19 protein-coding genes are annotated in these 21,225 nt (G+C 43.1%); 14 read left to right on the top strand and 5 right to left on the bottom strand.

What is annotated here, in order from left to right; all coding sequences use genetic code 11:
* Positions 1-561, bottom strand: coding sequence for an RNA polymerase sigma factor (locus L0P89_RS13260; RefSeq protein ID WP_235265600.1), 561 nt, complete (start codon positions 559-561; stop codon positions 1-3).
* A gap of 220 nt (positions 562-781) precedes the next feature.
* On the opposite strand from L0P89_RS13260, the gene lon reads away from it, so the two are divergent.
* Together lon and cmk are read left to right on the top strand one after the other, a co-directional pair.
* On the top strand, positions 782-3,232 hold the full coding sequence (lon, locus tag L0P89_RS13265) for an endopeptidase La (RefSeq protein WP_235265601.1): 2,451 nt from the start codon (positions 782-784) through the stop codon (positions 3,230-3,232).
* A gap of 36 nt (positions 3,233-3,268) precedes the next feature.
* Positions 3,269-3,982: a (d)CMP kinase gene (gene cmk, locus L0P89_RS13270; RefSeq protein WP_235265602.1), complete on the top strand. Its 714-nt coding sequence runs from the start codon at positions 3,269-3,271 to the stop codon at positions 3,980-3,982.
* Positions 3,983-4,010: 28 nt separating this feature from the next.
* On the opposite strand, the gene L0P89_RS13275 is transcribed toward cmk, so the two are convergent.
* A complete protein-coding gene (locus tag L0P89_RS13275; protein ID WP_235265603.1) occupies positions 4,011-4,391 on the bottom strand; it encodes a LysM peptidoglycan-binding domain-containing protein in 381 nt (126 codons plus the stop codon).
* Positions 4,392-4,650: 259 nt separating this feature from the next.
* On the opposite strand from L0P89_RS13275, the gene rpsA reads away from it, so the two are divergent.
* The 9 genes from rpsA (at position 4,651) to L0P89_RS13320 (ending at position 13,718) form a co-directional block, all read left to right on the top strand.
* A complete protein-coding gene (rpsA, locus tag L0P89_RS13280; protein ID WP_235265604.1) occupies positions 4,651-6,525 on the top strand; it encodes a 30S ribosomal protein S1 in 1,875 nt (624 codons plus the stop codon).
* Between the two features lie 112 nt (positions 6,526-6,637).
* Positions 6,638-7,177 carry a bifunctional pyr operon transcriptional regulator/uracil phosphoribosyltransferase PyrR gene (pyrR, locus tag L0P89_RS13285; protein ID WP_235265605.1) on the top strand — a complete coding sequence of 180 codons (540 nt, stop codon included), beginning with the start codon at positions 6,638-6,640 and terminating at the stop codon, positions 7,175-7,177.
* A 4-nt stretch (positions 7,178-7,181) separates the two neighbouring features.
* Positions 7,182-8,108 carry an aspartate carbamoyltransferase catalytic subunit gene (locus tag L0P89_RS13290; protein ID WP_235265606.1) on the top strand — a complete coding sequence of 309 codons (927 nt, stop codon included), beginning with the start codon at positions 7,182-7,184 and terminating at the stop codon, positions 8,106-8,108.
* A 1-nt stretch (position 8,109) separates the two neighbouring features.
* Complete coding sequence (locus tag L0P89_RS13295; protein WP_235265607.1) at positions 8,110-8,442, top strand: ribonuclease Z; 333 nt, start codon at positions 8,110-8,112, stop codon at positions 8,440-8,442.
* Positions 8,439-9,347, top strand: a complete 909-nt coding sequence (locus L0P89_RS13300) for a ribonuclease Z (RefSeq protein WP_235265608.1) — start codon at positions 8,439-8,441, stop codon at positions 9,345-9,347. The genes L0P89_RS13295 and L0P89_RS13300 overlap by 4 nt, the downstream gene beginning before the upstream one ends.
* Positions 9,348-9,425: 78 nt before the next feature.
* Positions 9,426-10,073: a pyridoxamine 5'-phosphate oxidase gene (pdxH, locus tag L0P89_RS13305; RefSeq protein WP_235265609.1), complete on the top strand. Its 648-nt coding sequence runs from the start codon at positions 9,426-9,428 to the stop codon at positions 10,071-10,073.
* Between the two features lie 78 nt (positions 10,074-10,151).
* Entirely contained in the window at positions 10,152-10,637 is a 486-nt protein-coding gene (locus L0P89_RS13310) for a histidine phosphatase family protein (protein ID WP_235265610.1), read from the top strand.
* A 100-nt stretch (positions 10,638-10,737) separates the two neighbouring features.
* Entirely contained in the window at positions 10,738-12,819 is a 2,082-nt protein-coding gene (gene ppk1 / locus L0P89_RS13315; protein WP_235265611.1) for a polyphosphate kinase 1, read from the top strand.
* An 11-nt stretch (positions 12,820-12,830) separates the two neighbouring features.
* The gene (locus tag L0P89_RS13320; RefSeq protein ID WP_235265612.1) at positions 12,831-13,718 is read left to right on the top strand and encodes a Ppx/GppA phosphatase family protein; all 888 of its coding nucleotides are present in this window, start codon (positions 12,831-12,833) and stop codon (positions 13,716-13,718) included.
* Positions 13,719-13,725: 7 nt separating this feature from the next.
* On the opposite strand, the gene L0P89_RS13325 is transcribed toward L0P89_RS13320, so the two are convergent.
* Complete coding sequence (locus tag L0P89_RS13325; protein ID WP_235265613.1) at positions 13,726-14,307, bottom strand: tRNA-(ms[2]io[6]A)-hydroxylase; 582 nt, start codon at positions 14,305-14,307, stop codon at positions 13,726-13,728.
* A 120-nt stretch (positions 14,308-14,427) separates the two neighbouring features.
* On the opposite strand from L0P89_RS13325, the gene L0P89_RS13330 reads away from it, so the two are divergent.
* On the top strand, positions 14,428-15,285 hold the full coding sequence (locus L0P89_RS13330; protein ID WP_235265614.1) for an EboA domain-containing protein: 858 nt from the start codon (positions 14,428-14,430) through the stop codon (positions 15,283-15,285).
* A 25-nt stretch (positions 15,286-15,310) separates the two neighbouring features.
* Here the strand turns inward: L0P89_RS13330 and L0P89_RS13335 are convergent, their stop codons facing one another.
* Together L0P89_RS13335 and L0P89_RS13340 are read right to left on the bottom strand one after the other, a co-directional pair.
* On the bottom strand, positions 15,311-17,257 hold the full coding sequence (locus tag L0P89_RS13335) for an auracyanin family protein (protein ID WP_235265615.1): 1,947 nt from the start codon (positions 17,255-17,257) through the stop codon (positions 15,311-15,313).
* Positions 17,257-19,149 carry a DUF1080 domain-containing protein gene (locus L0P89_RS13340; protein WP_235265616.1) on the bottom strand — a complete coding sequence of 631 codons (1,893 nt, stop codon included), beginning with the start codon at positions 19,147-19,149 and terminating at the stop codon, positions 17,257-17,259. The genes L0P89_RS13335 and L0P89_RS13340 overlap by 1 nt, the downstream gene beginning before the upstream one ends.
* A 272-nt stretch (positions 19,150-19,421) precedes the next feature.
* Between L0P89_RS13340 and L0P89_RS13345 the strand changes: the two genes are divergently transcribed.
* A complete protein-coding gene (locus L0P89_RS13345; RefSeq protein ID WP_235265617.1) occupies positions 19,422-20,330 on the top strand; it encodes a TatD family hydrolase in 909 nt (302 codons plus the stop codon).
* Positions 20,330-21,220, top strand: a complete 891-nt coding sequence (gene eboC / locus L0P89_RS13350) for a UbiA-like protein EboC (RefSeq protein WP_235265618.1) — start codon at positions 20,330-20,332, stop codon at positions 21,218-21,220. The genes L0P89_RS13345 and eboC overlap by 1 nt, the downstream gene beginning before the upstream one ends.
* The last annotated feature ends 5 nt before the right edge of the window (positions 21,221-21,225 follow it).

The raw sequence follows: 21,225 nt of genomic DNA on the forward strand, positions 1-21,225 counted from the left end.
TCAATTCGTATTTGATAACATTTTTTTTCTCAAACTTTCTTTGGCTCTTGAAATAGTGGTTCTGCAATTGGCATAACTGATATTCATGATATCGCTTATCTCTTCATAATCATATCCTTCGATGAGGTGAAGGGTCAAAGAAACTCTGTAATTGTCTTTTAAACTTTTCATGGTCTCCATCACTTTTTGAGCCTTCAGTTCTGTATAACCATCGTGGTTCAAAGCAACTTCATCATTATCCTCGACCCTATATAGTACCTCGTCAAGATCAACAGCTTTTAATTTCTGTTGTTTTCTGTAATGGTAGATACTGTTGTTCACCACAATTCGTTTTAACCAAGCCCCGAAGGTCACATCTCCCTTGAACGTATGCAGCTTCGTAAACGCGTTCAAAAACGATTCTTGCATAACGTCTTCTGCTTCGGCAGTATGTTTTACAATGCGCAGTGCCGTATTGTACAAGGCCTTGTAATAGCGGTTGTAAATCGCTAACTGGGCACTTTGCTTACCTTCTAGACATCCCTTTAGAAGGGCATCAGTATGTTCATTCTGGCGGCTCAAAAAGTTGAATGGTTTGTCTTATAGATTATACAATTTTCCATTTGTTACAGTTTTCAAGGGAAATTTTGGTTTTGATGGCATGAGAATTGCTCCATGTACTGTAAAATAAGAGATTTTTGCCGCGTTATCCCATGATTAATGGTGATTGAAGGAGTTCTTTGAGGGAAACCGGCTAATAAAAGTTCTGTTAATTGGTGACAGAATGACCGAAATTTGGCATATGGCAGAATTGAAATTTACAAACCTTGACAATTTGTCTTTTCAGGGTATTGACGAAAATGCAGAACTGATTCCGTTGTTGACACCGGAAGATGAAGAGGAAATGAACAATGAGGCATTACCTGAGGTATTGCCCATATTGCCCCTGCGCAATACGGTTCTTTTTCCGGGTGTTGTCATTCCGATAACCGCGGGAAGAGACAAATCAATAAACTTGATCAAAGAGGCGAACAAAGGCAATAAGACCATTGGGGTGGTATCACAAAAAGATGAGCAAACCGAAAATCCTGACATCAAAGATATCAACACCTTGGGCACTGTTGCCCGTATTCTTCGGGTTTTGCAAATGCCAGATGGCAATACCACGGTAATCATTCAAGGAAAGAAGCGTTTTGAAATCGCTGAAGTGCTTACCGAAACCCCATATATGACGGCTACGATTCGTGAGGCCAATGAGGTGAGGCCCAATCAGAGCAGCAAAGAGTTTACTGCGATTATCGATTCCATCAAAGAATTGGCCTATAAAATCATAAAAGACAACCCCAACATACCCAGTGAGGCCACATTTGCCATTAGAAACATTCAGAGCAACTCTTTTCTCATCAATTTCGTATCGTCAAACCTTAACTTGACGGTACATGAAAAACAAAAACTTCTTGAAATCGAAGATTTGCAAGAAAGGGCTTTGGCCACCCTCAAGTATATGAATGTTGAGCTGCAGAAGCTTGAGCTGAAAAAAGATATTCAATCGAAGGTGCGCCATGATATGGACCAACAGCAACGCGAGTACTTTTTGCACCAGCAAATGAAAACCATTCAAGAAGAGTTGGGGGGCATTTCATATGAGGAAGAAGTCGATGAGATGGGCAAAAAGGCCAAGAACAAGAAGTGGGGCAAGAAAGTAAAAGCCCATTTTGAGAAAGAATTGGCCAAGATGCAACGCATGAATCCGCAGGTGGCCGAGTACTCCATCCAAAGAAATTATCTGGACCTCTTTTTGGAATTGCCATGGAACGAATACTCAAAAGATAAGTTCGACCTGAAAAGGGCACAGAGAATATTAGATCGTGATCATTACGGCCTGGAAGATGTCAAGAGAAGAATCATCGAATATTTGGCCGTCTTGAAATTGCGCAATGATATGAAATCGCCCATACTTTGTCTGTATGGCCCACCTGGCGTGGGCAAGACTTCGCTGGGCAAATCAGTTGCCGAGGCATTGGGCAGGGAATATGTGCGCATGTCGTTGGGGGGGCTGCGTGATGAGGCAGAAATAAGGGGTCATCGAAAGACCTATATTGGGGCGATGCCCGGGCGTATCATACAGAGCATAAAAAAGGCTGGAACCTCAAATCCGGTGTTTATTTTAGATGAAATCGACAAGCTTGCCTCCAGTCATCAAGGCGACCCTTCTTCAGCAATGTTGGAAGTGCTGGACCCTGAACAGAACAATGATTTTCATGATAATTTCCTGGAAATTGGCTATGACCTTTCCAAAGTGATGTTCATTGCCACGGCCAATAATCTTTCGACCATTCAGCCAGCACTTCGCGACCGAATGGAAATCATCAATGTTACCGGATATACCATTGAAGAAAAGGTAGAGATAGCCAAGAGACATTTGTTGCCCAAACAGCTTAAAGAACACGGTCTCTCCACTAAAGACCTGAAAATCGGCAAACCACAGTTAGAAAAGATCGTAGAGGGCTATACCCGTGAATCTGGTGTGCGAACACTTGAAAAACAGATTGCCAAAATGGTACGCTATGCGGCCAAAAATATTGCCACTGAAGAGCAATACAATGTCAAGGTCAGCAGTGCAGATGTTGAAACGGTCTTAGGGCCACCGAGATTGGAGCGCGACAAATATGAGAACAATGAAGTGGCGGGGGTAGTGACCGGACTTGCGTGGACAAGCGTTGGGGGCGATATTCTGTTCATTGAGTCCATCCTGTCAAAAGGAAAAGGTAACCTGAACATTACCGGAAACCTGGGCAAGGTGATGAAAGAATCGGCTACCATCGCCATGGAATATATCAAATCAAACGCCGAGGTCTTTGAAATAGACCCAAACGTTTTTGATAAGTATAATGTGCACATCCATGTTCCTGAAGGGGCTACACCAAAAGATGGCCCGAGTGCAGGTATTACGATGTTGACCTCGTTGGTGTCGCTCTTTACTCAACGCAAGGTAAAAAAGAGCATTGCGATGACCGGAGAGATTACGTTGCGGGGCAAGGTGCTTCCTGTGGGTGGTATCAAAGAGAAGATTCTTGCGGCCAAAAGAGCCCGAATCAAAGAAATCATCCTATGCGAAGACAATAAAAAAGATATCGATGAAATCAAGCCGCAGTATTTAAAAGGACTGAAGTTTCACTATGTGAGCGATATGAGCGAAGTAATCGAGTTGGCCTTGACGCATCAAAAGGTAAAGAATGCAAAAAAACTCTGAAACCCATTTATCTTTAATTTCTGGCTATTTTTGATCATGCAAAAGATTATCATTGCCATAGATGGGTATTCTTCCACAGGTAAAAGCACTGTTGCCAAACGCCTTGCCAAGGCTTTGGGTTATATCTATGTCGATACAGGGGCCATGTACCGTGCCGTTACCTACCACGCTCTCAAAAATGGGTTCATTGGCACTGATAGTGGAAAGTTGAGAGACTTGATCGAAGACCTACCAAAGATTGAACTGAAATTCATGCCAAACAACGAAACCGGTCAATCAGATATGTATTTGAACGGTGAAAATGTCGAAAAGGCCATACGAACCCTTGGAGTGTCAAAATATGTCAGCAAAGTGGCGACTGTTGATGCTGTACGCCGTAAGTTGGTGGATATGCAAAAGAAGATGGGGTCTGAAAAGGGTATTGTGATGGATGGGCGTGACATAGGCACGGTGGTGTTTCCCAAGGCCGAATTCAAGATTTTCATGACGGCCTCGCCAGAAAAACGGGCACAAAGGCGTTATAAGGAATTATTGGATAGGGGAGAGCAGGTGACCTTTGAAGAAGTGCTCAAGAACGTACGTGAGCGAGACCATATTGATTCGACCCGTGAAATCTCACCGCTCCAAAAAGCTGAAGACGCCATAGTATTCGATAACAGTGATATGGGTTTGCAAGAGCAGTTTGAACGTATTCATGATTTTGCACTTCGTGTAATTGGCAAGCAGCAAAACAAAAAAGACGCCAAATAGGCGTCTTTTCATTTTTTTATTTTCTTTTTCAAAGATTTGGAATGACCAACTCTTGTCCTGGATGAATCAAATCTGGGTTGTTCAAAATAGTTCTATTGGCCTCAAAAATTGCATTGTACTTCATGGCATCACCATAATAGTGCTTGGCGATCTTGCTAAGTGACTCACCACTTTCAACAGTATGGCGGTGATAGACGGAAGTATCGCCTACGCCAATATTCGCTTTGATGTCTGAGGGGCTTTCACCACCTATTTCCTTTATTTTGTCCCAAAGAACATTCTTTTCATACTGGGTAGAAGCCTCTCCTTTGATTTTGAGAACGCCATCTTCTTCGCGAACATCACCATCTTTGATTCCCAATTTTTCGCCCAAATCCAGTACGGGTTGATATTTTGCTTTTACACTCATAATACGCTTTATATTTAATGGTTACTATTATGAAACAAGATAGCCATAAAAGTCACATTGAAGCTTAAATTTTCATCAATTTTTGAAATTCGGTCTCTTCATTGAAATAATGATTTGTAATACAAGTAATTAATTGTATTTTTGCACTCCTTTTTGGCGAAAGCAAGAGAAAAGAGGAAATATATCGTAGTAATTGATAATCGCTTCCACACCATCGCCTGAATCTTGTAAAGCTGTGGAATACAAATCAAATCAGCACATGGCTGAAGAGAAAAAAACTGCTGAGGTGGCAGAGACCACCGAGGCAAAACAAAACGCTGACCAGACAACTTCAACGGTCACTGAAAAACCAGATCAGACAAAAGAAGAAACTCCCAAACAAGATCCTAAGGAATACTTGGAAAATTTCGATTGGGACAAGTATGAAGATGGTATCGAAAGGGTCGATGACAAAAAACTAAAGGAGTTCGAGAAGCTTGTCGAAGAAAATTTTGTTGATACGGCCGATGAGGAGGTAGTCGAAGGCACTGTGGTGCACATGACCGATCGAGAGGCCATTATTGATATCAATGCCAAGTCAGAAGGTGTCATCTCGTTGAATGAGTTCCGCTACAACCCCGATTTGAAGGTCGGTGACAAGGTAGAGGTGCTTATCGATATACGGGAAGATAAGACCGGCCAATTGGTGCTTTCGCACAGAAAGGCCAGAACCATTAAAGCCTGGGACAGAATAAACGATGCCCACGACAAAGAAGAAATTGTACAAGGGTATGTGAAATGCCGTACCAAGGGAGGTATGATCGTTGATGTTTTTGGTATAGAGGCATTCTTGCCCGGTTCACAGATCGATGTAAAGCCGATTCGCGATTATGACCAATATGTTGGCAAGAACATGGAATTCAAAGTGGTCAAGATCAACCACGAGTTCAAGAATGTGGTCGTTTCGCACAAAGCATTGATCGAGGCCGACATAGAAGAACAGAAGAAGGAAATTATCAGCCAATTAGAGAAAGGCCAGGTTCTCGAAGGAGTTGTGAAAAACATCACTTCGTACGGAGTCTTTATCGATTTGGGCGGTGTTGATGGATTGATCCATATTACCGACCTTTCTTGGAGTAGGATCAACCACCCGAATGAGGTTGTTGAATTGGATGAGAAACTTAATGTGGTCATTCTTGACTTTGATGACAACAAATCAAGAATACAGTTAGGTCTCAAGCAACTCGAGAAACATCCATGGGATGCCCTAGGTGATGAAATCAAGGTCGGTGACAAGGTGAAGGGTAAAGTCGTGGTCATTGCCGATTACGGTGCATTCATCGAGGTGGCCGAAGGTGTTGAGGGCTTGATCCACGTTTCTGAAATGTCATGGTCAACCCATTTGAGATCGGCCCAAGACTTTGTGAAAGTAAGTGATGAGGTCGAGGCCGTGGTTTTGACACTTGATAGGGAAGATCGAAAAATGTCTTTGGGCATGAAGCAATTGACCCCAGACCCATGGACTGATATTACATCAAAATACCCGGTCGGTTCACGACACAAGGGCATCATTCGAAACTTTACCAATTTTGGGGTATTTGTCGAGCTTGAAGAAGGTATCGATGGGCTTATCTATATCTCAGACCTTTCTTGGACCAAGAAAATAAAGCATCCTTCAGAGTTTGTGAACGTGGGGGAAAACATTGAGGTCGAGGTACTGGAACTTGATGTGGAAGGAAGAAAATTGAGCCTTGGCCACAAGCAGACCACAGAAAACCCATGGGACAAGTATGCCGAAGAGTTCGCTGAAGGCACGGTACACAAAGCAAAAATTACCGAGATTGTCGACAAAGGTGCGACCATCGACTTCAACGATGACATTACGGCATTCGTACCACAGCGCCATATGGAAAAAGAAGATGGCAAAAAACTGGGCAAAGGCGAAGAGGTAGAATTCAAAATCATCGAATTCAATAAAGACTTCAAGCGTGTTGTCGCCAGTCATACCGCCATTTTTAGGGAGCAAGAAGAGCGTAATATCAAAGCAGCCAAAAAGAAAATGGCCGCTTCGCAAGAAGATGCACCCACCATTGGCGATGCCAATGCCCAATTGCAGAAGTTAAAAGAGAAGATGGAGGCCGAAAACAAAAAATAGGCGGTCCATTGTGAGATACGTAAAGCCCCGGCCCATGGTCGGGGCTTTTTTGTACCCAACGATTTTAAAGAAATGTGTACTTTTGTCAAACAAACGAGCCAGTGCATAGCCCATGAGTCAGAGAGTGCTGCTTTCCTCTAAAGAAATCCACATAATTCTTCACCGTCTGGCTTGCCAATTATTGGAAAACCATCTCGATTTCAGTAATACCGTACTTATCGGCATACAACCACGTGGTGTGTTTTTGGCCGAACGGTTGGCCAAAATTTTGAAGGAGGAGTACGGTGTTGAAAGTATTAAGCTTGGTTCGTTGGATATCACTTTTTATAGGGATGATTTCAGAAGGGGCGACAAAATTCTGGAAGCCAATAAGACCAAGATCGATTTTTTGGTCGAGAACAAAAAGGTGGTCTTCATCGATGATGTGCTTTACACTGGTCGTAGTATCAGGGCCGCACTGACCGCCATTCAATCGTTTGGAAGGCCACAAGAGATAGAATTGTTGACATTGATAGATCGACGGTTCAGTAGACATTTGCCCATACAGCCCAATTATCGGGGTAGGCAGGTCGATGCCATCAATAACGAAAAAGTAAAGGTCATGTGGAAGGAAAACGATGGTAAAGATGTGATTTATCTAGTAAACAAGTAATGAAATGAGCGAGTTGAGCGTCAACCACTTACTGGGGATAAAATATCTGAACGGAAAAGATATCGACCTCATTTTTGAGACCGCTGATCACTTTAAAGAGGTCATCAACCGTTCGATAAAGAAAGTTCCCACGCTTCGTGACATTACCATTGCCAATATTTTTTTCGAGAGCAGTACCCGAACCAAACTTTCATTCGAGTTGGCCGAAAAACGTCTATCGGCAGATGTCATCAATTTCTCGGCTTCGCAATCATCGGTAAAAAAAGGGGAAACCTTGATCGATACCGTAAACAACATTCTTTCCATGAAAGTCGATATGGTGGTCATGCGGCATCCGAATCCGGGGGCAGGTATCTTTTTATCCAAACATGTCAAGGCCTCTATTGTCAATGCCGGTGACGGTGCACACGAACACCCGACGCAGGCATTGTTGGACTCGTATTCCATTCGTGAAAAACTGGGCAGTGTAGCTGGCAAGAACATAGTTATTGTCGGAGATATATTGCATTCACGTGTGGCCCTATCGAACATTTTTGCCCTTAAACTTCAAGGTGCAAATGTTAAGGTGTGTGGCCCAAAAACATTGATTCCAAGGCATATAGAGTCGTTGGGTGTAGAAGTGGAAACCGATCTTCTCAAAGCACTTGAGTGGTGCGATGTAGCCAATATGTTGCGTATACAGAACGAACGCATGGAGGTCAGCTACTTTCCATCAACCAGGGAATACACACAACAATTCGGAGTGAACAAAGCGATTTTAGATCGATTGAACAAACAAATTGTGATCATGCACCCTGGCCCAATCAATAGGGGTGTTGAAATCACAAGTGATGTGGCAGATTCGAACCAATCCATTATTTTAGAACAAGTAGAAAATGGGGTGGCAATTCGTATGGCGGTGATTTATTTGTTGGCCTCTAAAATTAAATGACATGATCTTTGACAAAGATGGCACCACGACTATCGTCTTTCAAGAGAAGATTTCGCTCAAAAAATTCATGGATAACCTCAATAAGGCCTATCCAAGCTTAAAACATGATAATATAATTGTAAACCTTTTTTCTTTTTCAAAACTTACGGCCAATGATATTCTTGAGTTTCTGGAGCTATCGAACAACCATAAGAAGATGAACAAATCATTTGTTTTGGTCACCGGCAAGGTTTCTTATGATGAGGTGCCCGATGAGATCAGTGTGGTACCGACCGTTCAAGAGGCCAAAGATCTTATTGAAATGGAAGAAATTGAGCGTGATTTAGATCTATGAGATTGCACATTCTCGGTTGTTATTCCGCTACTCCCAGAACACTTACCAACCCGACTTCACAGGTACTTGAAATTCGTAACCGTCTCTTTTTGATCGATTGTGGAGAAGGTACCCAAGTACAGCTTAGAAAGAACAAAATCAAGTTTTCCCGTATCGACCATATATTTATCTCACATCTTCATGGAGATCATTTTTTTGGACTTCCAGGGCTGATTTCGACCTATCGCCTTCTAGGTAGAGAGAAAGAACTCCACATCTATGGCCCAAAGGGTATTAAGGAAGCCATCACATTGCTCATGAAGTTAGGGGATTCATGGACCAATTATCCCCTTCATTTTCATGAACTGTCGTCAAAAGACGCTGAATTGATCTTTGAAGATGAAGTTGTTACCGTAGAAACAATTCCGTTAAAACATCGAATCTATGCCAACGGTTTTTTGTTTCGTGAGAAACCCGCACCACGTAAGTTGAATATTGAGGCGGTGCGAGAGCACAAGATTGACAAAAGCCAATTCAACTTGATTAAATCGGGAAGGGACGCCCTTACCATTACCGGAGAAAAAATCGCCAATGAGCTATTGACCTTAGACCCTGAACCACCCAAAAGCTTTGCTTTTTGCAGTGATACCGTTTATGATGAATCTTTGGTCCGCTATATTGAGAACGTCGATTATTTGTACCACGAATCCACTTTTTTGGAATCTGAAGAGCACCTATGCCAAAAAACCAAGCATTCCACGGCCGGCCAAGCAGCAAAAATTGCCAAATTGGCCAAGGTCGACACCTTGATATTGGGTCATTATTCAACCCGCTATAAATCACTTGATCTATTCAAGAAAGAGGCAGAGCGGTTCTTTGATAAGGTCGAACTCGCCGATGATGGCAAAGTATTCGATTTTTCATGATGTATTGGGCAATAAATACCCCACATTCCTTTATCTTCTGCCCTCTTTTACTGAAATTTGTTTGAAACTGATACGGCTATGCAAAAAGATCTGAGCGGTTATCGAAAAGCATACGGAAAAAGTGAATTGGTAGAGACCAATGTACCTGACAATCCCCTGCAATTGTTCCAAACGTGGTTTTATGAGGTTGAGGCCGCTGAAACCGTAGACGAACCCAATGCCATGACGATTTCTACCATTGGGTTTGATGGTTTTCCAAAAGGCCGTGTGGTCTTGATGAAAAAATTCACCTATGAGGGCTTTATTTTTTATACGAATTACAACAGTGAGAAGGGTAGGGCGATAGCGAAAAATCCGGCGGTGTGCCTTTCCTTTTTTTGGCCCAATCTTGAACGTCAGGTCGTTATCAAGGGCTATGCCGAGAAAATTGCCGAAAACCTTTCCGATGGTTATTTTGAAAGCCGCCCACGTGGCAGTCAATTAGGGGCAGTGGTCTCGAACCAGAGCGAGGTGATCGTTTCCCGTGAGGTCTTGGAAAAGGAAATGGCGCAACTTGAACAGAAGTTCGAAGGCAAGGAAATCGAGCGGCCAAAATATTGGGGCGGTTATTTGGTTCGCCCGATATCCATGGAATTCTGGCAGGGTAGGCCCAATAGATTGCACGACAGAATTCGATATGCCCTGCAAGAAGACTATGATTGGAAGATTGAACGCTTGGCGCCATAAATTTTGATCATCAAAGATCACATGCCTATGCGGTGCACAGTTGAAGCATGACCATTGAAAAGCAATAAAAAAGAACACATGAAACGAGTGATATTGGTAAGGCATGGTAAATCGTCGTGGAAATATGATGTAGCAGATAGGGATAGGCCATTGCAAGAACGTGGAATCAACGATGCACATCTGGTTTCCAAAAAGTTTGAAAATGAAAAGTTAAAAATTGACTTTGCCTTTTCGAGCCCTGCAAACAGGGCTTTGCACACGGCCATGATTTTTTTGAGAAACTTGAAATACAATTTGAAGCACTTTCGAGTAGATGAAAACCTTTATGATTTTTCAGGCTCTGGAGTGCAGTCGCATATACAATCCCTTGATGACAACATCAGCACGGTAATGGTCTTTGGCCATAATTATGCCTTTACAAACTTGGCCAATACTTGGGGCGATCAATATATTGAGAACGTGACCACCTCAGGTTTGGTACAGGTTAGATTCGATGAGGGGAACTGGAAATCAATTGCCAAAGGAAAAACGGAGCAAGTGATTTTTCCAAGGCATTTAAAATAGTGGTTATTGTTGGTTTGAACAGCGAACATGGGGCACCGCGCATACAGTATCATTGAACTTGAAACCTGAAACAACAAAAGCACAGAAGCAAAACAATAGCATGGCAAAACCAAAAAACGAGTACGTAAACAGAGAGATCAGTTGGCTGCACTTCAACGAAAGGGTACTTCAAGAAAGTGCCGATGAAAATGTGCCGTTGATCGAAAGATTAAGGTTTTTGGGAATTTTCAGCAATAATCTTGACGAATTCTTCAAAGTGCGCTACGCAACTGTCAAACGTATCGTTGATGCGGGTAAAAAGGGGAAAAGTGTACTTGGGGGCGAGAGAGCTAAGGATCTTTTGGAAGAGATCACCAAAATTGTGATAGCCCAACAGTCAAAAAGCATCAAGATTTTGAAGCAAGTTGAAAAAGAGCTTGAAAATCAAAATATCTTCATTGTTGACGAGAAAGGGGTAACCGAGGATCAGGCAGCCTTCATCAAAGACTACTTTCAGAAAGAGGTGGGACCCGAGTTGATGATCATTATTCTCAATGATGTGACCCAGTTTCCGGTATTAAAGGACACGGCGGCTTATTTGGCCGTGAAAATGGTTTTACAAAGCGAGACCGGGGGCCTTTTGAAAAAACGAAACGAGCTGCAATATGCGCTTATTGAGATTCCGAAAGGAATCGATCGTTTTGTGGTGCTTCCCAAGAAAGATGGCAAAGATTATATCATCATTCTTGATGACCTGATAAGGTTTTGTCTTGACAACATCTTTACGATGTTCGACCATGGGTCGATATCGGCCCATATGATCAAGATTACCCGTGATGCAGAACTCGATATTGACAATGACCTGAGCAAGAGCTTTATTGAAAAGATATCTTCAAGTGTCCGGCACCGAAAGATCAGCGACCCTGTTAGGTTTGTATATGATAAGAGCATAGAAAGGGACACGCTGCGTTATCTCAAAGAGAAAATGGGAATTCAAGAGAATGATAGTGTAATACCCGGGGGGAGGTACCATAACAGAAGAGATTACATGGGCTTTCCGAGTTTGGGACGAACCGATCTTTTATATGAAAAAATAAAAGCACTACCGGTAAAGGGACTGAGTTTTGAAGGAAGCCTCTTTGAAAGTATTGCCAAGAAAGATTATTTGCAATATGCGCCTTATCATACGTTTTTTTACGTCGTAAAATTCTTAAAAGAAGCTGCTCTTGACCCAAAAGTGCGCACGATCAAAATAACGGTGTATCGTCTGGCAAATGACTCACAGGTCGCTGCTGCATTGATCAATGCGGCCAAGAATGGCAAGCAGGTTACCGTACAGATTGAATTACAGGCCCGTTTCGATGAACAGGCCAATATTGAATATGCGAACCAGTTGCAAGAAGAGGGTGTCAATCTGATTTTTGGCATACCTGGCCTGAAAGTGCATAGCAAGACCTGTCTTATCGAGCGCGAAGAAGGTTCGGGCATCAAAAGGTACGGTTTCATCAGTACAGGAAATTTCAACGAGGCAACTGCCCGTATTTATACCGATTACACGCTGTTTACCGCAAACGATGCCATTTTAAAAGAGCTGAACAAAGTGTTCGGTTTCTTTGAGACCTCTTATAAAATAAATAAATACAAACACTTGATCGTTTCGCCCCACTATACAATAAATGTCTTCAACAAACTCATAGACAATGAGATTGCCAATGCACTAGTGGGCAAAGAAGCGTATATCAAGATCAAGATGAACAGCTTTACCTCTTATGAGATGGTCGATAAATTGTATGAGGCCAGTAGGGCCGGAGTGAAGATCCAATTGATCATCAGGGGCATTTGTTGCTTGATACCTGGTGTAGAAGGCATGAGTGAGAATATTGAGGCCATCAGTGTGGTCGATAAGTTTCTAGAGCACCCAAGACTGTTCATTTTTGCCAATGACGGAAATCCCAAAGTTTATATTTCTTCCGCAGATTGGATGACCCGCAATCTCGTTTATCGTGTAGAGGTAGGCTGCCCGATTTATGATGAGGACATCAAGCAAGAACTTATAGACACCTTTGAAATCAGCTGGAGCGATAATGTAAAGGCCAGGGTCTTCTCAAAAGATCAAGACAATGCATATCGAAATGGCGATGGCCCCAAAGTACGGTCTCAATTCGCCCTCTATGATTATTATGTGAAAAAATTGGATTCTTAAATTGACAACACGTGGTCGTTCGTAAACTTGCTGCCATTGATATCGGGTCGAATGCTATTCGATTATTGATTCATAACGTAATCGAAGAAAAGGGAAAAAAGGCCCAGTTTAAAAAAAACGCACTCATTAGGGTGCCCATACGCTTGGGGGAGGACTCTTTTACCATTGGTGAGATTTCCGATAAAAATAGTAACAGACTCATCAAGGCGATGCAAGCGTTCAAGTTGTTAATGGAAGTACATGGGGTAGAAAAGTACATGGCCTGTGCCACCTCGGCCATACGGGAAGCCAACAATGGCCAAGAAGTGGTCGCAAAGGTACTGGCTGAGTCTGATGTCGAAATCGAAGTTATCGACGGTAAAAAAGAAGCATCCATCATTGCTTCGACCGATTTAAAGAACCTGATGCAAGGCGATGCCACCTATTTGTATGTCGATGTGGGGGGAGGTAGTACTGAGTTCACGTTGTTTTCAAGAGGAAAAGTATTGGTCTCGAAATCATTTAAGATCGGAACGGTGCGTTTGCTCAACAACTTGGTCAATGATACCATTTGGATGCAGATCAAAGAATGGGTCATCACCCATACCAGAGAACATCAAAAAGTGGAAATCATCGGTTCAGGGGGCAATATCAACAAATTGCATAAAATGTCAGGCCGAAAACAGGGGCAGCCCTTGTCATATATTTGGCTCAATGCCCAATATCATTTTTTGGAGAGTATGGATTACGATGACCGTGTCTCTGAACTCGGGCTGAATACCGATAGGGCCGATGTCATTGTACCAGCGACACGAATATTTTTATCGGCTGCCAAATGGAGCGGTGCCAAGAAAATACATGTGCCGCAGATAGGTCTTTCTGATGGGATCATCAAAACATTGTACTATCGTGAAAGCTGACACGGCACTAGCCGTGCATGGTTTCCTTTTTTCCAAGGTTTTTCATCAATTCGGCCTCATAATCGAGTAGATCTTGCCATTTTCGGTCAACTTCTTCACGGTCGCCATATTTGCGGGCAAACGTCAAGAACATGGTGTAATGATTGGCCTCACTGACCATTAGTTTTCGGTAAAACTCTGACAGTTCTTCATCTTTGATGTTTTCTGACAACAACCTGAACCGTTCACAACTTCTGGCCTCGATGAGCGCCGCGTACAACAATTTATGTACCAAATGGGTCTCTCTGCTACCTCCCTTGGGGAAGAATTTCATGAGTTCGATGACGTATTCGTCTTTTCGTTCACGGCCCAGCGTCCATCCGCGTTTTAAAATTTTGTCATGAACCAGTTTAAAATGCCCCATTTCTTCACGCGCCAAAGCCGTCATCTCTTTTACCAATTCTGATTTTTCAGGAAAACCTATGATTAAAGAAATGGCCGTACTGGCCGCCTTTTGTTCGCAGTAAGCATGGTCAGTGAGTATTTCTTCGATATTCTTTTCAACAATATTGACCCATCTGGGATCGGTTGGGAGCTTGAGTCCGAGCATGGTATATTTTTAAAAAATGAATTTCACAAAGATATCAATATTGCGTAGTGTTTATAATAAAAACAACCTATGATGGTTATCTTTGTTAAATACTCCAAACAAAACTTTATCACAATTTTTATGCACCACACCGCATCTGGTAGATCGCTCTCTGAACTGGTCGAACAACACCTTCCAGCAGAGACAAAAAACTGGTTTTCACAAAAAATACGACAGGTGGCCAGTGAAAAATCAGCTCGTCAACTTTACTTGGCCTATAGCCTATGCCATACAAAATTTAAGGATGTGCCATTTGATGCCTCAAAATGCAACGATAGTGTCTTGGCAGCATTTTTGATCCAACGGGAGGCAAATCTGGTAGAAGTAGGGCGTCTGGCGTTATTGGTCAATGCGCTTGAGGCAGATGCCGACTTTTTTGTAGATAAAATTGTTCACTTGATACAGATGTCAGATAGCAAAGAATTGGAAACCATTCTAAAATATCTGGTCTTGCTTCCTGAAGCCGAAAAGTTTTGTTGGGCAGCGGTCGATGCCCTGCGAACCAATATCTCGACGGTATTTGATGCCATTTCTCTAAATAATCCCTACCCATCACTTTATTTTAATGACCAGCAATGGAACCAGATGTACTTAAAGGCAGTTTTTATTGGTAGTGACCTGAGCAGAATAAAAGGCGTCGATGAACGGGCTAACGAAGATTTGGCAAGGATCATTTCTGACTATGCCCATGAGCGCTGGGCGGCCTCACGAGATGTTGACCCTTTAATATGGCGGCCAACCCCAAACTACTTGCAAGGTGTTTTGCTCGAGGATATGAAAAGACTTTTGGGCAGTAGTGATATTGCTGAGAACAGAGCAGGCGCATTATGCTGTTATTACAGCCAACTGCAAGATGCAAAGAAGTTGTTGGCCGATCATCAAGATTTGGTAAAGAAAATCGAAAGCGGCGACCTGACTTGGTCAACTATCAATTCTTAGGCTTTTTTCAAATTTCGACGATATCCTATTTGTTCAATGAATTGATCCATGCCGCAATCTTTAGGGCTTCTTCTTTGGGCACTTGTGGCATAGGCGCCATGGGCGTGGCATATTCTGGCCAGTTCTTTGGTTGCGGATTGTAGATAAGCTCCACGATTTTTTCATTGCTATACCCCCTTTCGGCAATGGCCATAAAAGATGGTCCGACCATACGCTTGTCTTTGACATGGCAGGCTATACAGGTATTGTTCGTCAACAGTGGTTGAACTTGGGCATCGGTCAATACCGCAGTTTTTTTGGTAGCCGCTTTTTTCTTCCTGGAAACAACCTTTTTGCCCTTGCTGGTCTTTTTTGTACGTTTTGTGGAGAGCACTGAAAGTGGAAGTTTTTCCCCATCGGGGATGTTGTTCATCGTGTAGAAAAATGTAGGGTGCAACACGGGATGCCCCCCAACTTTTGATTTGATCCCTTGAAGCGTCACTTCATGCACATTGTAGCGGTTGTGTTTTTCAGTGACCAAACGAACTTTTAGGCCATCATCACTTACTTTTACGCCTTTGATGATGATATCTTCGATATTGGTTTGTGGACTTCCATATACTGGATGGTACTTGTACAAATAGGTTTTGACGGAATACGAATCGAGATTTTCCGCAGTCGATTTGTCCACAGGTTTGGTGAACTCGATTTCAAAGCCATCGGGCATGGCCTTTGCGGTCTTCATTTCGAAAGGCATTCTGCCTGTCCATGTCAAAAATTCCAATCCTGAATTGGTCGTGCCTGCCGATCCCCAACCACGATTGGTCTCGCCTGCGAAGAGATTGCCATTACTATCAAAATCCATTCGCATGACCCCAGATTGAAATCCAGACCTGAAATCAAATGCAACACCTTGGTACTCGCCTTTTACCTTTTCGAGAACGACCCTCATGATTTTGCTTTGCCCTTGGTCTCCGATAAACAGTTGGCCGGCAAATGGACCGAATTTACCGTTGGTGTCATCAACAAGTAGCTGTGAATTTGAAATACCCATGATACCATGTGGCAAAATAACCGCTGGCAATTGCAATTCAGAAAAATCTGCCTTTACCTCATACAAGAAATCGGGGTCTTTTTCGTCGATGATGTTCTCGGGCTTCACGTATCGTCCATTTTTTTTGACCTGACGTATATCAATGCGTTCGTAGAACTCGGCTTCTGTAAGTTTGACAGGTGAATTGGGTTCTTGTGTCCATCGTAATCCCGCAGGATGCCCAGTAAAGACACCTTTGGGCAGATGCCAAATACCTCCTGAACCGACCCAATCGCCTTGGTTATCTGCATAGAAAAGTTCTCCGTCGATCAGTCCATATCCAGCTGGTGAGCGCATACCTGTTGCCCAAGGCTCCATTTGCCCATCTTCGGTAATTTTCATTGTCCATCCCCGCCATGGTACTCGACTTTCACCGCGCCACCATTCATCACTGCCAAAAGCCACATTTGTGGTCACGAAAAATGTATTGTCAGGTGCCAAAACGGGCCCAAAAGAATATTCATGGTAATGTGTCGAAAGGGGCCAAGCATAAATGGTACGGTATTCGTCGGCAATGCCGTCCCCGTTTGTATCGGTCAATTTGGTGAGTTCTCCACGCTGGGTCGTGTACAATGACCCATTTTTATGGGCAAGGCCCAAGGGCTCATGAAGGCCACTTGCAAATTTTTTGAATATGGCCCGGTTGCCATTGGCCATAGTGGGGTTTTCGATAATCCACACATCGCCCCTACGAGTGGCAACGGCAAGACTTCCATTGGGCAATGATTGTACCCCACCTCCCTCTAAATGCACTCCCTCAGGTGTAGGGAGTGTTGTCAATGTGTAGTAATCCTGTTCTTTAGGTAGATTCTGACCGTTTGAGGCATGCCATACGAACATGGCCGACAATACGGCGAGCGGTGTGATGACAACTTTTTTCGATAGGAAAGGAATATTCATTACCATGTGATTTTGTATTTGATCGTATTGCCGTTGACGGGCAACAACAATTCGGTTTGGTCATTGATTTTTCTTGTAATGGGTGTGTGCCCACTTTCAATGCTCAGATAGTACTGATGGTCGTTCAGTACATATACCTTTTCTTTTAATTGCTCAACTTTGCCAGTGGCAATCTTATAGTACCAGTTTTGTTCGTTTCCTTCGGAAAAGGAAATTTCATTTATAAGGGAACTGTCATCGTCTGTAGGAATGATTTTGTTCTCGACCTCAACATTTTTGTAGCTGTACCGGAACGATGGTAGTCCTGTGCTTGGGTCGATGACATAGCCCAATGGTTGGTAATCACCGGTGCCATCCATCGGAAATTCTTGCTGCAAATTGTCCAATTCACCCAGCGGATGTCCCAAGAATGTCCACTGTACGTCACCACGGGGTTGAAATGACCCATTGCCCCGATTATGCCACATGGGCGTGGCATCGACAAAATCACCCCGCCAGGCCCCTATCAAATTACCGGCCTTCAGATCATAGACATAGTTGATGCCCCCTGGAATGCCCACCCCCAAAGTATGTGACAATTTTTTATCATTTCCGTTAAAGCTTACAAAACCTCGCAGCAATCTTGGCCGGTTGCCAACATCAACATAAATTGGTGAAACGTAACCTACTGATGGTGGGTACGAATCCAAGGCATGCAGTTTTTTCGGATTTGAGTCTGTCGTACGGATTGAAAACCCCAGTCTTGGTGGTAACCACCCCGCTGCTTTTATATTTTTTAGTTCGAGTTGATGCGTCCCTTTCTTCAAGAAAATGTCTCCCACCTGTTGCCCACGGTCATAACTCGAGTTGGCCCGAACAACACTCTTGTTGTTGACCAACAAGTCAAAACCACCGGTAAAGCCTATCGTGAATATATATTTTGCATCTTTTGGTACATTGAGTTCTCCTTTGAAAACCAATCCGTACTGGTCTTCTTCACCGGTTAAGTTCACATCTATGTTCTGGGTTTGCCCAGTTTGTGCGGGTTCGGCAGAGGAGATGTCTTCCAAATCTTTGAACTCACCCTTATAACTGGTGAACGATAGCTCGTTCAAAGAGACATCTAAATCAGAGAGCAATATATATTTGATGTTGCGAAAGGCCACGGGCCCATGATCACCCTGAATCATCAATGGCCCTGCAGGCGTTTCTTCTTTTGAAATAGGACCTCCCGTAGGTCTAGGGATCTCAACATTATTGTGGATCAACACATCATTGAGATATACACTGACCAAACGTGCATTTTTGATTTTTTTTCCTGAAGCATCAAATTTTGGTGCCTGAAAGTGGATGTTGAGTTTTTGCCATAGCCCTGGTGCTTTTGCGGCATTGGCAAGTGGTGCCACGCCCATGAACACTTTTTCAGGTTCTTTTTCCCAATTACGGTAAAGTCCGCCTATATCGCCATATTTTGGCTGTCTTGTTCCCCAACTGTCCATTATTTGTATCTCATAACGGCCTTGTAGGTAAATTCCAGAATTGGAACCTTTTGGAACCATGACCTCCATTTCAAGTTTAATGTCACCATGTTCCCATTTGGTGAGCAGGTGCTTTTCTTGGCCCGGCTTATAATCGTTGTACAAAATTCCTGTTCCAGGCCTCGTTTTGATCGGGCCAACATCGATGACGCCTTTTTTTCGCCTTCTGCGCTGTTCTTTTTTTGAAAGTGGCTGTGCCTGTGCCTTGGCATATTGCAATGCATTGATATTGGGGTCAACTGAGATATCACCAATGATTTGCCAATTTAAAAAGGGTCCTTGAAAATCATCAAGAACGGTCAGATCGATATTATTTTGGGCTGTGCAAATGAAGCTAAATGCTAAAAAAAGTAGAAAAGTGAAAAATGGCTTCATACAAGAATGTTTGAATTAGTAGATGAAGGTAAAGGCCTAAAAGTAAAAATACAAACCAGTTCCTTTAATAAAATTTGCTGGATGACGTATCGGGGCACATGAACGTATTCTAAATTCGCGAAAAGTACTTATGGCAAGGGTGTTTTGGTACCATTCATATGTTTGGGCATCTTTTATGTCATCGTGCCTTCTTTTTTTGTTTCACCCCATGTTTTTTAAGTTGTCATTGCCTAGCTTTGTTGAAAACAAAAAAAATTGAACAATAGCAGAATATGGAAGAAAAATTGATGTTCATTGATCCACACGTACACATGACATCGCGAACTACCGATGATTATGAGGCAATGGCCGAGGCAGGTGTCGTGGCTGTGATCGAGCCTTCGTTTTGGTTAGGCCAACCCCGCACCCAAGTGGGGTCTTTTCAAGATTATTTTAGTAGTTTGATAGGTTGGGAGCCTTTTCGTGCCAGCCAATTCGGCATCAAGCATTACTGTACCATCGGGCTCAATTCAAAAGAGGCCAATAATGAAGCATTGGCAGAACAGGTGATGGAGTTGTTGCCCCTGTACCTTCATAAAGAAAATGTGTTGGCCGTGGGCGAGATCGGGTACGACGACCAAACCCCCGCAGAGGACAACTATTTTAGACAGCAATTAGAACTGGCCAAAGAATTTGATATGCTGGTTCAGGTACACACGCCCCATAGGGATAAAAAGGCGGGCACCATTCGTAGTATGGAGGTATGTTTAGAACACGGTTTTGACCCAAATAAGGTGATCATTGACCATAATAATGAAGAAACCGTTCAAGAGGTGCTTGACAGAGGCTTCATTGCAGCTTTTACCATTTACCCGAAAACCAAAATGGGCAATGAGCGTATGGTCGAGGTGGTAAGACGTTTTGGTAGCCATAATATCATTGTTGACAGCTCTGCAGATTGGGGTGTAAGTGACCCACTTGCCGTACCCAAGACCGCATCTTTAATGCTAAGGAACGGAATCGCCAAAGAAGATGTGATCAAGACTTGCTACCAAAATGCCCTCGATGTATTTTCGCAATCTGGCAAGATAGATGAAAGCCATTGGTTGGATGCTCCGGGGATCGACCAAAGTGAACTCTTCAACGACAATAGCGTGCTAAGGGGCCAAGAGCCTAGAATCGACAACGGGAAAATTGTTTGATGCGTAAGCTTAAGGCTTATTTACAGCTCTGTAGACCGGCAAATTTACCGACAGCTGCGGCCGACATTATGGCCGGGTTTGCATTGGCCGGATTCTGGGTCGCGAACCAAGAAAATGAGCATGGTTTTGAGGGGGTGTTGATGCCGATGTTTACATTGGTAACGGCCTCCATTCTTCTATATGCTGGCGGGGTGGTGCTGAATGATTTTTTTGATAGGGACATTGATAGGGTAGAGCGCCCCGAGCGCCCTATACCCAAAGGTGTTGTGCGAGCGGGTAATGTTCTGGCTTTTGGTTTGGTACTGCTACTGACGGGCGTACTATTGTCTTTTTTGTGGCATTCAACGAGTGGTTTCGTTTCTTTGGCATTGGCGTTTTCTATCGTGGCCTACGATGCCTTTTCAAAGAAAAGCAAAGTGTTGGGACCTTTGAATATGGGATTGTGCAGGGCATTGAATTTGCTCTTGGGAATATCTGTTTTTGGATATTTCACACATTTAGAATACCTGATCATACCCTTGATTTTCATTGCTGCGGTTACCCTTATCAGTCGTGGTGAAGTGCATGGCAATAACCAAAAATCCATTCTTTTGGCCGGAATTTTATATGTTTTGGTCATTTTTTGCGTTATTTTCTTTCAAGAGTCAAGGTATATGGTCAGTTTGCCATTTATCGTATTGTTTGCTTTGATGGTTTTTCTGCCACTGTTGAAAGCATATCGGGTCAATACGGCCGATAACATAAAAAAAGCGGTAAAAGCAGGTGTGCTGTCCATTATTTTACTCGATGCCGCCATTGTGGCGGGCCATTCTAACGTAGTAATTGCTCTTATGACTTTATTATTGTTGCCATTGTCGGTTTTGTTGTCAAAAGCGTTCGCAGTTACTTAATTTTG

This window comes from Muricauda sp. SCSIO 65647 (assembly GCF_021534965.1).
Lineage (GTDB): Bacteria > Bacteroidota > Bacteroidia > Flavobacteriales > Flavobacteriaceae > Flagellimonas_A.

Excerpts from the sequence above, each read along its gene's own strand:
- eboC (WP_235265618.1), top strand. The coding sequence starts at position 20,330 with ATGCGTAAGCTTAAGGCTTATTTACAGCTCTGTAGACCGGCAAATTTA.
- L0P89_RS13345 (WP_235265617.1), top strand. The coding sequence starts at position 19,422 with ATGGAAGAAAAATTGATGTTCATTGATCCACACGTACACATGACATCG.
- pyrR (WP_235265605.1), top strand. The coding sequence starts at position 6,638 with ATGAGTCAGAGAGTGCTGCTTTCCTCTAAAGAAATCCACATAATTCTT.
- L0P89_RS13310 (WP_235265610.1), top strand. The coding sequence starts at position 10,152 with ATGAAACGAGTGATATTGGTAAGGCATGGTAAATCGTCGTGGAAATAT.
- L0P89_RS13335 (WP_235265615.1), bottom strand. The coding sequence starts at position 17,257 with ATGAATATTCCTTTCCTATCGAAAAAAGTTGTCATCACACCGCTCGCC.
- pdxH (WP_235265609.1), top strand. The coding sequence starts at position 9,426 with ATGCAAAAAGATCTGAGCGGTTATCGAAAAGCATACGGAAAAAGTGAA.
- L0P89_RS13325 (WP_235265613.1), bottom strand. The coding sequence starts at position 14,307 with ATGCTCGGACTCAAGCTCCCAACCGATCCCAGATGGGTCAATATTGTT.
- ppk1 (WP_235265611.1), top strand. The coding sequence starts at position 10,738 with ATGGCAAAACCAAAAAACGAGTACGTAAACAGAGAGATCAGTTGGCTG.
- cmk (WP_235265602.1), top strand. The coding sequence starts at position 3,269 with ATGCAAAAGATTATCATTGCCATAGATGGGTATTCTTCCACAGGTAAA.
- L0P89_RS13300 (WP_235265608.1), top strand. The coding sequence starts at position 8,439 with ATGAGATTGCACATTCTCGGTTGTTATTCCGCTACTCCCAGAACACTT.
- L0P89_RS13275 (WP_235265603.1), bottom strand. The coding sequence starts at position 4,391 with ATGAGTGTAAAAGCAAAATATCAACCCGTACTGGATTTGGGCGAAAAA.
- lon (WP_235265601.1), top strand. The coding sequence starts at position 782 with ATGGCAGAATTGAAATTTACAAACCTTGACAATTTGTCTTTTCAGGGT.
- L0P89_RS13340 (WP_235265616.1), bottom strand. The coding sequence starts at position 19,149 with ATGAAGCCATTTTTCACTTTTCTACTTTTTTTAGCATTTAGCTTCATT.
- L0P89_RS13330 (WP_235265614.1), top strand. The coding sequence starts at position 14,428 with ATGCACCACACCGCATCTGGTAGATCGCTCTCTGAACTGGTCGAACAA.
- L0P89_RS13290 (WP_235265606.1), top strand. The coding sequence starts at position 7,182 with ATGAGCGAGTTGAGCGTCAACCACTTACTGGGGATAAAATATCTGAAC.
- rpsA (WP_235265604.1), top strand. The coding sequence starts at position 4,651 with ATGGCTGAAGAGAAAAAAACTGCTGAGGTGGCAGAGACCACCGAGGCA.
- L0P89_RS13295 (WP_235265607.1), top strand. The coding sequence starts at position 8,110 with ATGATCTTTGACAAAGATGGCACCACGACTATCGTCTTTCAAGAGAAG.